At 65.9% G+C, this 11719-nt stretch carries 11 protein-coding genes; 1 reads left to right on the forward strand and 10 read right to left on the reverse strand.

Features of this window, described 5'->3' with window-relative positions; genetic code table 11:
- Positions 1-133 precede the first annotated feature (133 nt).
- From DNK34_RS03325 to DNK34_RS03365, 9 genes are all read right to left on the reverse strand, one after another.
- Positions 134-1309, reverse strand: a complete 1176-nt coding sequence (locus DNK34_RS03325) for a D-alanyl-D-alanine carboxypeptidase family protein (RefSeq protein ID WP_131174920.1) — start codon at positions 1307-1309, stop codon at positions 134-136.
- Positions 1310-1457: 148 nt separating this feature from the next.
- Complete coding sequence (locus DNK34_RS03330) at positions 1458-2480, reverse strand: septal ring lytic transglycosylase RlpA family protein (protein ID WP_131174921.1); 1023 nt, start codon at positions 2478-2480, stop codon at positions 1458-1460.
- Positions 2477-3490: a lytic murein transglycosylase B gene (mltB, locus tag DNK34_RS03335; protein ID WP_131174922.1), complete on the reverse strand. Its 1014-nt coding sequence runs from the start codon at positions 3488-3490 to the stop codon at positions 2477-2479. The genes DNK34_RS03330 and mltB overlap by 4 nt, the downstream gene beginning before the upstream one ends.
- Positions 3491-3507: 17 nt before the next feature.
- Entirely contained in the window at positions 3508-4653 is a 1146-nt protein-coding gene (gene rodA / locus DNK34_RS03340) for a rod shape-determining protein RodA (protein ID WP_131175060.1), read from the reverse strand.
- Positions 4654-4655: 2 nt separating this feature from the next.
- A complete protein-coding gene (gene mrdA, locus DNK34_RS03345; protein WP_131174923.1) occupies positions 4656-6560 on the reverse strand; it encodes a penicillin-binding protein 2 in 1905 nt (634 codons plus the stop codon).
- 13 nt (positions 6561-6573) lie between these two features.
- Complete coding sequence (gene rlmH, locus DNK34_RS03350; RefSeq protein ID WP_131174924.1) at positions 6574-7041, reverse strand: 23S rRNA (pseudouridine(1915)-N(3))-methyltransferase RlmH; 468 nt, start codon at positions 7039-7041, stop codon at positions 6574-6576.
- Between the two features lie 12 nt (positions 7042-7053).
- Positions 7054-7413: a ribosome silencing factor gene (gene rsfS, locus DNK34_RS03355; protein ID WP_131175061.1), complete on the reverse strand. Its 360-nt coding sequence runs from the start codon at positions 7411-7413 to the stop codon at positions 7054-7056.
- A gap of 42 nt (positions 7414-7455) precedes the next feature.
- Positions 7456-8100 (reverse strand): nicotinate-nucleotide adenylyltransferase, encoded by a 645-nt coding sequence (nadD, locus tag DNK34_RS03360; protein ID WP_131174925.1) that lies wholly within the window; start codon positions 8098-8100, stop codon positions 7456-7458.
- The gene (locus DNK34_RS03365) at positions 8100-9365 is read right to left on the reverse strand and encodes a glutamate-5-semialdehyde dehydrogenase (RefSeq protein ID WP_131174926.1); all 1266 of its coding nucleotides are present in this window, start codon (positions 9363-9365) and stop codon (positions 8100-8102) included. The genes nadD and DNK34_RS03365 overlap by 1 nt, the downstream gene beginning before the upstream one ends.
- A 319-nt stretch (positions 9366-9684) precedes the next feature.
- Between DNK34_RS03365 and DNK34_RS03370 the strand changes: the two genes are divergently transcribed.
- Positions 9685-11001 (forward strand): bifunctional DedA family/phosphatase PAP2 family protein, encoded by a 1317-nt coding sequence (locus DNK34_RS03370; protein ID WP_131174927.1) that lies wholly within the window; start codon positions 9685-9687, stop codon positions 10999-11001.
- Positions 11002-11122: 121 nt separating this feature from the next.
- On the opposite strand, the gene DNK34_RS03375 is transcribed toward DNK34_RS03370, so the two are convergent.
- Positions 11123-11710 carry an LON peptidase substrate-binding domain-containing protein gene (locus tag DNK34_RS03375; protein ID WP_131174928.1) on the reverse strand — a complete coding sequence of 196 codons (588 nt, stop codon included), beginning with the start codon at positions 11708-11710 and terminating at the stop codon, positions 11123-11125.
- Positions 11711-11719 lie beyond the last annotated feature (9 nt).

Genomic DNA, 11719 nt, shown 5'->3' on the forward strand with positions numbered 1-11719 from the left:
ATAACTCGCTTCGCTCGCCCCTTCGGGGCCGCACTTAAAGTGCGTTAGCCGCAAGCGGCCTTCCGACCGGGCTGGCGATCCAGCTTGTTTTCAACGCAGCAGGGCCGACGCGCAGCAAATCATGGACGGGTTCTCAGTTGAACAATCCGTAGAAGAACAGACGAATGCTATCCCACAGGCGGCGGAAGAAACCACCTTCCTCGACGGCTTCCAGGGCGACCAGATCGGCGCTGTGCACCACCTGATCGCCCATCTTCACCTCGACCTTGCCGATCACGTCACCCTGATTGACCGGTGCGACGATCTGCGGGTCGAGGCTCATGCTGGCCTGCAGTTTCTCCAGTTGGCCCTTGGGCAGGGTCAGGGTCAGGTCCTTGGCCAGACCGGCCTTGACCTGGCGCGCGACGCCCTGCCAGACCGGCGCCTGGGCCAGTTCGGTGCCTTTCTGGTAGAAGGTGCGGGTCTCGAAGAAACGGAAGCCGTAGGTCAGCAGCTTCTGGGTTTCGGCCGCGCGGGCCTGTTCGCTGTCGGTGCCGAATACGGAAGTGATCATGCGCGCGCCATCGCGCACGGCGGAGGCGACCAGGCAGTAGCCCGCTTCCTGGGTGTGGCCGGTCTTGAGGCCGTCGACCGTGCGATCACGCCACAGCAGCAGATTGCGGTTGGGCTGCTTGATGTTGTTCCAGAGAAATTCCTTCTGCGAGTAGATGGCGTAGTGCTCGGCGTCCTCGTCGATGATCGCGCGCGCCAGGATCGCCATGTCGTGGGCGGTGGAGTAGTGCTCCGGATGCGGCAGGCCGGTGGAGTTCATGAAGTGGCTGTTCTTCATGCCCAGGCGCTCGGCGGTGGCGTTCATCATATCGGCGAAGGCATCTTCACTGCCGGCGATATGCTCGGCGATGGCGATGCTGGCGTCGTTGCCGGACTGGATGATGATGCCGTGCAGCAGGTCGTCCACGGAGGCCTGGCTGTTCAGCGGCAGGAACATGGTGGAACCGCCCGAGGCCGCGCCACCGGTGCGCCAGGCATGCTCGCTGATGGTCACCATGTCCTGCTCGCCGATCTTGCCGTTGCGAATCTCCAGGGTGGCGATGTAGGCGGTCATCAACTTGGTCAGGCTGGCCGGGGGCAGGCGCTGGTCGCCATTGTTCTCGACCAGGATGCTGCCGCTGGCGGCGTCCATCAGAACATAGGACTTGGCCGCCAGCTGCGGCGGTGCCGGAACCACCGTCTGATCGGCCCAGGCGGCGGAAGCGCCGAGCAGCAGAAGTGACAGGAAAAGGCGTTGCGCAAAGCTGGTGATATTCATCCGTCTCTCGAAGTCGCTGATGGTCGAACAGGCCCTTGCGGGCATGTGTAGGTGTGATCGTCATCCGCTCGACAGGCGGATGACGCCACTGCTTAGTCAGGCGGCCGACCGATAAGTTGCCGGGCAGGCGTCACGCCCGCCTCCCCTCTCAGTCCGCCTTGACCAGGGTCGGTTGTCCCAGGTTGGCCAGGCGAATGCTGTCACGCACTCGGTCAGCCTCGCCCTGGCTGCTGATCGGCCCCAGCCGTACGCGGTGCAGTATCTGCTGGTTGCGCACCACTGAGTTGATGAACACCGGCGCATTCACCGACTCGCTCAACTTGGCCTTGAGCAGCTCCGCAGCGTCGGGATTGGCGAAGGCTCCCACTTGGAGATACAGGCCAGAGGCTGCGGCTGAATCGTTTTTTTTTGAGTCGATCTGCACCGGCACGGTGGCGGCCGCGTGCTGCTGGGGCGGCGGCGAATACTGCTCGAGCGGCGCGCCGACCGGCTGCGCCTGCGGCTGGGCCACCGGCGCCGGCTGCGCCTTGGCCATCTGCGGCTGGCTCAGCACCATGGGCACCGGGCGCCCCTGCTGCGCCCACCACTCCGTCGGGTCGATGCCCTCGACCCGGACCTGGGCGGTGCCGCGCTCGGCATAACCGAGCTTCTTCGCCGCGGCGAAGGACAGGTCGATGATGCGGTCGGAGTAGAACGGCCCGCGGTCGTTGACCCGCAGGATCACGCTCTTGCCGTTCTCCAGGTTGGTCACGCGCACGTAGCTGGGCAGCGGCAGGGTCTTGTGCGCGGCGGTCATGCCATACAGGTCGTAGGCTTCGCCGTTGGCCGTGGCCTGGCCATGGAACTTGGTGCCGTACCAGGACGCCGGGCCCACCGCCTTGTAGCGGCGGGCATCGCTGATCGGGTAGTACTGCTTGCCGAACACCACGTAGGGACTGGCCTTGACCGGCCCGTAATGGGGCATGGGAATGGCGTCCTGGATCTTCGACACGTCGACGTCCCACCAGGGCGCGCCATCCTTGTGCGGACGGTTGAAGTCGGCAGGCCCGGAGATCGAGCCGCCGGACGGCGTCGGCGCGCTGGTGGTGGTGGGCGCGCGGCTGGAGGAGCAACTCGCCAGCAGCAGCGCGACGACGCCGCAAGCGGCCAGTTTGAACGGCAGGCCGGTCATTGATTGGCACCTCGGGCTTGAACCAGCAATTCGGACAATTGATTGACCGCCATGGCATACATCACGCTGCGATTGTAGCGGGTGATGACGTAGAAGTTGGGCAGACCCAGCCAATACTCGGCGCCTTCGGCGCCCTCGAGGCGGAAGGCCGTCACCGGCAGATCATCGCTCAACGCATCGGCGCTCGACCAGCCCAGGCGGCGCAGCTCGCCGACGTTCTTCTCCGGATCCAGACCGCTGCTCAGGCCCTGCTCGGCCTGCTCGCCCTTGACCGAGGCCCGGCTGGCCACCGGCTGCCCCGGCTGCCATTTATGGCGCTTGAAGTAGCTGGCGACACTGCCGATGGCGTCCACCGGGTTGCTCCAGATGTTGATGTGGCCGTCGCCGTCGAAATCCACGGCGTAGGCGCGAAAACTGCTCGGCATGAACTGTGGCAGGCCCATGGCGCCGGCATAGGAACCTTTCAGGCTGGCTGGATCGACCTGCTCCTCGCGCGCCAGCATGAGGAACTCGCGCAGCTCCTTGCGGAAGAACGGCGCCCGCGGCGGGTAGTCGAAGGCCAGGGTGGACAGCGCATCGACCACCCGGTAGTTGCCGGTATTGCCGCCGTAGGAGGTTTCCACGCCGATGATGGCGACGATGATCTCGGCCGGCACGCCATATTCCTGCTCGGCGCGGGCCAGGGCCTCGGCGTGCTGGTTCCAGAACGCCACGCCGTTTTTGATGCGCGCATCGGTGATGAAGATCGGCCGGTATTCCTTCCACGGCTTGACCCGCTCGGCGGGCCGCGAGATGGCATCGAGAATCGCCTGCTTGCGTTCGACGCCGGCGAACAGGGTCGTCAGCTGCTCGCTGGCGAAACCGTAGTCGCGGGTCATTTCGTCGATGAACGCGTTCACCGACGGCGAGTTCTCGTAAGCGCCGGCGACCACAGGTTGTGCCGCTCCGAGCAGGCCGGCCAGAGCCAGCCAGTGTGCATGCCGTGCAGCCCAGCCACGCAGTGTGTGCATTGAATACCTAACCCCAATCAAGCCTGAGCGATCCACTTACGGTGTGTGTGGATGGACATCAGAATTCCGAACCCCGACAACAACGTGATCAACGACGTGCCGCCATAACTGATAAACGGCAGTGGAACCCCCACTACCGGCAATAGACCGCTGACCATGCCGATATTGATGAAGACATAGACGAAGAAGGTCATGGTCAAGCCACCGGCGAGGAGCTTACCGAACAGTGTCTGCGCTTGCACGGTAATCACCAGACCGCGTGCAATCAACAGGATGTACAAAAGTAGCAACAGACAGACACCCACCAGGCCGAACTCTTCGGCGAGCACGGCGATGATAAAGTCCGTGTGGCTTTCCGGCAAAAAGTCCAGGTGCGACTGGGTGCCGAGCAGCCAGCCCTTGCCCAGCACGCCGCCGGAGCCGATCGCGGCCTTGGACTGGATGATGTTCCAGCCGCTGCCCAGCGGATCGCTCTCGGGGTTGAGGAAGGTCAGTACGCGGCGCTTCTGGTAATCGTGCATGACGAACAGCCACATGCCCACCGCGATCGGCACCACGGCCGCCACGGCGCCGGCGATCCAGCGCCATTGCAGGCCGGCGATGAACAGCACGAAGCCGCCGGAGGCGAGGATCAGCATCGAGGTGCCCAGATCCGGCTGCAGCAGGATCAGCACGAAGGGCGTGACGATCAGGCCGAGGCTGACGCAGACGTGCTTGAGGTTCGGCGGCAGGCTGCGCTTGGCCAGGTACCAGGCCAGCGTGGCCGGCATCAGGATCTTCATGAATTCCGACGGCTGGAAGCGGATCACCCCGGGAATGTTGATCCAGCGCGTGGCGCCCATGGCGTTGTGGCCCATGACGTCGACCACCACCAGCAAGCCGACCCCGCACAGGTAGCCCAGGGGCACCCAGCGCGCCATGAAGCGCGGTTCGAACTGGGCGATGACCAGCATGGCCACCAGGCCGATGCCGAACGAGGTGGCCTGCTTCATCAGCAGGTCGAGGTTCTTGCCGCTGGCCGAATAGAGGATGAACAGGCTGCCGGTGGCCAGCAGCAACAGCAGCAACAGCAGGATGCCGTCGATGTGCAGGCGCTGCAGCAGGCTGGAACGGCGGCGCAGCACGTCTTCGTTGGACAGCGTACGGTCGAAACTGCTGCTCATGCTCATGGGAGCTTGACCTCTGCGTTGAGGGGCGCGTTCGCGCTCGGGGTCGCGTACTCGGCCTTGAGCTGGCCGTTCTCGTCGAGCAGCCAGGCGTCCATCACCTGCTTGACCACCGGCGCCCCGACGCCGGAGCCCGACTCGCCGTTCTCGACCATCACCGCCACCACGATCTGCGGATTCTCCGCCGGGGCGAAGCCGACGAACAGGGCGTGGTCGCGATGGCGTTCCTGCACCTTGTTGCGGTCGTACTTCTCGCCCTGCTTGATCGCCACCACCTGCGCGGTCCCGCTCTTGCCGGCGATGCGGTAGGCGGCACTGTCGCCCACCTTGCGCGCCGTGCCGCGGGCGCCGTGCATCACCTGTTCCATGCCGAGGCGCGCGTAATCCCAGGCCTTGGGATCGCGCAACACGATATCGGGTATCGGGTCGCTGTCATGGGGCAGCCGTCCGTCGACGGTCTTGGCCAGGTGCGGACGGATCCACTTGCCGCGGCTGGCCACCAGCGCCGTGGCCTGGGCCAGTTGCAGCGGCGTGGTCTGCATGTAGCCCTGGCCGATGCCCAGGATCAGGGTTTCCCCGGGGTACCAGGGCTGCCGGTAACGGGCGCGTTTCCAGTCGCGCGAAGGCATCAGGCCGGCGGTTTCCTCGAACATGTCCAGCGACACGCGCTGACCGAGGCCGAAACGGCTCATGTAGTCGTGCAGGCGGTCGATGCCGAGCTTGTGCGCCAGGTCGTAAAAATAGGTGTCGTTGGAACGCATGATCGCCAGGTTGAGGTCCACCCAGCCATCGCCGCTGCGGTTCCAGTTGCGGTACTTGTGGCTGTGGTTGGCCAACTGGTAGAAGCCGGGGTCGAACACCCGCGAGCTCGGCGTGACCACCCCGGCGTCCAGCCCGGCCACCGCCACCATCGGCTTGATGGTCGAGCCGGGCGGGTACAGGCCGCGCAACACCCGGTTGTACAACGGCCGGTCGATGGAGTCACGCAGGTCGGCGTAGGCCTTGAAGCTGATGCCGGTGACGAACGGGTTGGGGTCGAAGCTGGGCTGGCTGACCATGGCCAGCACTTCGCCGGTCGACGGCTGGATCGCCACGATGGCGCCGCGGCGGCCGCCCAGGGCGGCTTCGGCCGCTTCCTGCAGGCGTACGTCCAGGGTCAGCACGATGTCCTTGCCGGGTACCGGGTCGGTGCGGTTGAGCACGCGCAATACGCGGCCGCGGGCGTTGGTCTCGACTTCTTCGTAACCGACCTTGCCGTGCAGCTGGTCCTCGTAGAAGCGTTCGATGCCGGTCTTGCCGATATGGTGGGTGCCGCTGTACTCCACCGGATCGAGCTCCTTGAGCTCCTTCTCGTTGATGCGCCCGACGTAGCCGACCGAATGGGCGAAGTGCTCGCGCTGCGGGTAATGACGCACCAGTTGCGCGACCACCTCGACCCCGGGCAGGCGGAACTGATTGATGGCGATGCGGGCGATCTGCTCCTCGCTCAGCTCGAACAGCACCGGCACCGGCTCGAACGGCCGCCGCCCCTGGCGCACGCGCTTCTCGAACAGTTCCCGCTCGTCGGCGCTCAGTTGCAGCACTTCGACGATCACGTCCAGCACCTGTTCCCAGTCGCCGGCGCGCTCGCGGGTCAGGGTCAGGCTGAAGCTGGGCCGGTTATCGGCGATGATCACCCCGTTGCGGTCGTAGATCAGCCCGCGGTTCGGCGGAATCGGCTGCACATGGATGCGGTTGTTCTCGGCCAGGGTCGAGTGATAGTCGTACTGCACCACCTGCAGGTAGTACATGCGCGCCACCAGCAGGCCGGTCAGCAGCAGAAAGAACAGCCCACCGACCAGCGCACGCTTGCGGATCAGGCGCGCGTCCTTTTCGTGGTCTTTGAGGCGGATCGGCTGGGGCATCGGCGACTGCTGGCTATTTGTGATAAGGGTGGCCGGACAATACCGTCCAGGCACGATAGAGCTGCTCGCCGACCAGTATCCGCACCAGCGGATGCGGCAAGGTCAGCGGCGACAGCGACCAGCGCTGCTCGCTGCGCGCCTGGACCTCCGGCGCCAGCCCTTCCGGGCCACCGACCATGAGGTTGACGGTACGCGCATCCAGGCGCCACTTGTCCAGTTCGACCGCCAGTTGCTCGGTGCTCCAGGGTCGCCCTTCGACTTCCAGGGTGACGATGCGTTCCCCCGGCTGCACCTTGGCCAGCATGGCCTCGCCCTCCTGACGGATCATCCGTGCCACGTCGGCATTCTTGCCACGCGTGGTCAGCGGGATTTCCAGCAGTTCCAGGGACAGCTCCGCGGGCATGCGCTTGGCATACTCCTGCCAGCCATCCTCGACCCAGCGCGGCATGCGCGAACCGACCGCGATCAATTTGATACGCACCGCGGCAAGCCCTTACTCGCGCTCGCTGCCTTGCTGCGCGCGGCTCTGCTCGGCGCCCTGCCACAGGCGCTCGAGGTCGTAGAACTGACGCGCGGTCGGCAGCATGACGTGCACGACGATGTCGCCCAGGTCGAGCAGCGCCCACTCGCCGCTGTCCAGGCCTTCGCTGCCGATCGGCCGCACGCCCTGCTCCTTGACCTTTTCCAGCACGTTATCGACCAGCGATTTGACGTGGCGGCTCGAGGTACCGCTGGCGATCACCATGAAATCGGTGATGCTGGTCTTTTCCCGCACATCGATGGTGGTGATGTCCTGCGCCTTGATCTCTTCCAGTGCCGCGATGGTCAGTTTGACCAGGTCTTCGCTGAGCATGTCTTGGTTCTTCATAAGTAACTCGTTTGCCTCGTGTCCGGTTCACCCACGGTACAGTCCGTGGGCATTGATATAGGCCAGCACCGCGTCGGGCACCAGAAAGCGCACCGACCTGCCGTTCGCCAGCAGCGAACGGATCTGGGTGGCAGACACCGCCAGCGGCGTCTGCCAGATGAAAGAAATCTGCCCGCCCGGCCCGTTCAGCGCCAGCGGGTCGCTGGCGCTACGGGCCGCCAGCAGGTTGCGCAGCTCCTCGCTCGCCTCGCTGTCGGCATCGGGACGCTGCAGCACCAGGATATGGCAGTGCTGCAGCAGCTCGTCCCAACGGTGCCAGCCCGGCAGACCGCAAAAGGCATCCCAGCCCAGAATCAGAAACAGCTGATCGTGCGCCGCCAGCTCCGCCCGCAACGACTCCAGGGTGTCGATGCTGTAGGACGGTTTTTCGCGCTGCAGCTCGCGATCGTCGACCTGCAACGGCGGCAGGTCGACGACCGCCTGCTCGACCATGGCCAGGCGATCGAGCGCACCGACCAGCGGCGTTTCGCGGTGCGGCGGCCGCGCGCTGGGGATCAGCCGCAACTCGTCCAGCCCCATGAACTCCGCCACTTCCAGGGCGCCGCGCAAATGGCCGATGTGCACCGGATCGAAGGTGCCGCCGAACAGGCCGATGCGCTTGGGGTTTGCCATCAAGTGCGTACGTGACCGTCGCCGAACACCACGTACTTCTCGCTGGTCAGGCCATCCAGGCCGACCGGGCCACGCGCATGCAGCTTGTCGGTGGAAATGCCGATCTCCGCGCCCAGGCCGTACTCGAAACCGTCGGCGAAACGCGTCGAGGCGTTGACCATCACCGAGCTGGAGTCCACCTCGGTGAGGAAGCGCCGGGCATCGCTGAAGTTCTCGGTGACGATCGCGTCGGTGTGCTGCGAACCGTAGGTATTGATGTGCTCGATGGCGGCGTCCAGGGAATCGACCACGCGGATCGCCAGGATCGGGGCGTTGTACTCGGCGTACCAGTCGTCCTCGCTCGCCTCCAGCACGTCGCCGCCCAGCAGCGCCCGGGTCTGCCCGTCGCCGCGCAGCTCGACGCCCTTGTCGCGGTAGATGGCGGCCAGCGGCGGCAGCACGCGCGCGGCGATGGCGGCGTGCACCAGCAGGGTTTCCATGGTGTTGCACGGCGAGTAACGCTGGGTCTTGGCGTTGTCGCAAACGCGGATGGCCTTGTCGATATCGGCCGCCACATCGACATACACGTGGCAGACCCCGTCGAGGTGCTTGATCACCGGCACCTTGGCCTCGCGGCTGATGCGCTCGATCAGGCCCTTGCCGCCGCGCGGCACGATCACGTCGACGAACTCGGGCAGGGTGATCAGCGCGCCGACCGCGGCACGATCGGTGGTCTCCACGACCTGCACCGCACTGGCCGGTAAACCGGCCTCGGCCAGGCCGGCCTGGATGCAGCGGGCGATGGCCTGGTTGGAATGGATCGCCTCGGAGCCACCGCGCAGGATGGTGGCGTTGCCCGATTTCAGGCACAGGCTGGCGGCATCGATGGTCACGTTCGGCCGCGACTCGTAGATGATGCCGATCACGCCCAGCGGCACGCGCATCTTGCCGACCTGAATGCCGGACGGCAGGTAACGCATGCCCTGGATCTCGCCAATCGGATCCGGCAGCGTGGCCACCTGGCGCAGGCCCTCGATCATGCTGTCGATCACCTTCGGCGTCAGCGCCAGGCGATCGAGCATGGCCGGCTCCAGGCCATTGTCGCGGCCGGCGGCCAGATCCAGTTCGTTGGCCGCCACCAGCTCGGCGCGGGCGGCATCCAGCGCCTCGGCAGCCGCCTGCAGGGCACGGTTCTTCTGCGCGGTACTGGCCCGCGCGAGCACGCGCGAAGCCTCGCGGGCAGCGCGCCCCAGGCGGGTCATGTAGTCAAGCACGGACTCGGTCATGGCAACTCAGGTCTGGCAGTTGGAAAAAGTTGTTGATTATAGCCGTCATGCCGCGCCACGCCCAGCGGCGCCGGGCAGAAGGTCATATTCGTTTTACAAGCCTCCTTTCGATAGCAGCTTCGAGCAAGAGCGCTGAAGGCTGAAAGCGGGACGATTGATCGCATCTGTTTTTCGTTCAGCGTTCAGCCTCCAGCGCTGTTATCGCTAAAATTCGACATGCCTCGTTGCTATGATCCCCCGCCATGCCTGCCGCGGAGGAAACCGATCCTCTCGACCGACGGTCGAAGCCTGCGTTCTCTCGTCTGAAGGATGTCCATCCATGGGCCAGTGGCTCGACAGTCTCACCACCTGGCTCGCGGGCAACCCGCAGTGGCTGGGCCTGGCGATCTTCGTCATCGCCTGCATCGAATGCCTGGCCATCGCCGGCATCATCGTTCCCGGTACCGTACTGCTGTTCGCCGTCGGCGTGATGGCCGGCAACGGCGTCCTGAGCCTGTGGGAAACCCTGGCGCTGGCCTATTTCGGCGGCCTGCTCGGCGACGCCCTGTCCTACGGGCTGGGGCGCTACTTCCACCAGGACATCCGCCGCCTGCCGGGGTTGCGCAGCCATCCGCAATGGCTGAACGGCGCGGAAAGCTACTTCCGCCGCTATGGCGTCGCCAGCCTGCTGCTCGGCCGCTATATCGGTCCGTTGCGGCCGATGCTGCCCATGGTCGCCGGCATGCTGAGCATGCCCGTGGGCCGCTTCATCCTCGTCAGCCTGCTGGCGGCTGCCGGCTGGTCGCTGGCCTACCTGTTGCCCGGCTGGGCCACTGGCGCGGCCCTGCGCCTGCCCCTGCCACCGGGCTTCTGGCCACAGGCCGCGGCAGTCGCCGGCGGGCTGGCGATCCTGTTGCTGCTCAGCGTGCAGAGCAGCCTGCGCGAACAGCGCAGCGCCAGCCTGATCGCCGCCGGCCTCAGCCTGCTGCTGTTGCTCGGCCTGTTCATCGGCTGGCCGCACCTGGGTCAGCTCGACCAGGGCTTGCTGGCGCTGATCCAGGAACAGCGCAACCCGCAGTTCGACCACCTGGTGATACTGGTCACCCACTTCGGCGATTTCGACACCCAGCTGGCGGTCGCCATCCTGCTCTGCCTGCTGCTGCTCGCCACACGCCAGTGGCAGGCGCTGCTGTTCGCCGGCGGCGCCCTGCTCAGCACCGCCCTGGCCAATGGCGCGCTCAAGGGCCTGTTCGAACGCAGCCGTCCGGAGGTGCTGCTCGAGCCGCTGAGCAGCTTCAGCTTCCCCAGCGGCCACAGCTCGGCCTCGTTCGCCTTCTTCCTGACGCTGGCGGTGCTCGCCGGCCGCGGGCAACCCGCGCGCCTGCGCCTGACCTGGCTGCTGCTGGGCAGCCTGCCGGCGCTGAGTATCGCCCTGTCGCGGGTCTACCTGGGCGTGCACTGGCCGAGCGACATCATCGCCGGCGCCCTGCTGGCCTGCGGCCTGTGCGCCCTGAGCCTGGCCCTGCTGCAACGGCAAGCGCCATTGCCGGCGCTGCCGGCCCGGGTCTGGTGGCTGATCGTACCGACCTGCCTGCTATTGCTCAGCAGCCTGGCACTGTGGAAGGTCTCGACGGGGCTACAGATATACCGGTATTAAAGGCGAAAGCGGCCTTCGGCCTTCGATCAAAAACGCTTGAGGCTGGAAAGCTGGACGAAAGAGCCCATGGGGTTTGCTTGTCGTTCAGCCTCCAGCCTCTAGCGCTCCTATCGGCCGTCCGCTAGGGCGTATCGCCCTGCAGCCGCTCGACCAGGTCCTGCACCATGGCCAGCCGCTCCCGGGCGGTCTGCAGGGCCAGCAGGCGGATCTTCTGTTCGGCGCTGAACGGCAGCAGATAGCCCAGCTTGTTGGCCAGTTCGCTCTGGCCTTCGGCCCCGGCGCCCATGTCCAGGCTGGCGACCATCGGGTGCTCGGCCAGGGCGGCGAGCAGCGCCAGCAGGTCGGCGTGCTCTTCGGCCAGCGGCTGGCGCGGCTCGTCGTCCAGCCAGTGGATCTGCGCCACGGTCAGGCGATCCGGCAGCACCTGCGCCTGGGCCACGCGAAACCGCCGGCCGCCCTGCACGCGAATGCCCAGCAGGCCATTGGGGCGCTGCTGGAAATCGCGGATCAGCGCTTCGCAGCCGACCTGGGCGATGCGCTCGGCGGCCTCGCCGACTTCCTGCCCCTCGACGATGCACACCACGCCGAAGCCCTCGCCCTGCTTCATGCAGCGACTGATCATGTCCAGGTAGCGGGCCTCGAAGATCTGCAGGTCCAGCACGCAGCCGGGGAACAGCACGGTATGCAGGGGAAACAGGGGCAGGTTCATGGCACCCTC

The sequence above is a fragment of the Phytopseudomonas dryadis genome, assembly GCF_004327355.1.
Classification (GTDB): domain Bacteria; phylum Pseudomonadota; class Gammaproteobacteria; order Pseudomonadales; family Pseudomonadaceae; genus Aquipseudomonas; species Aquipseudomonas dryadis.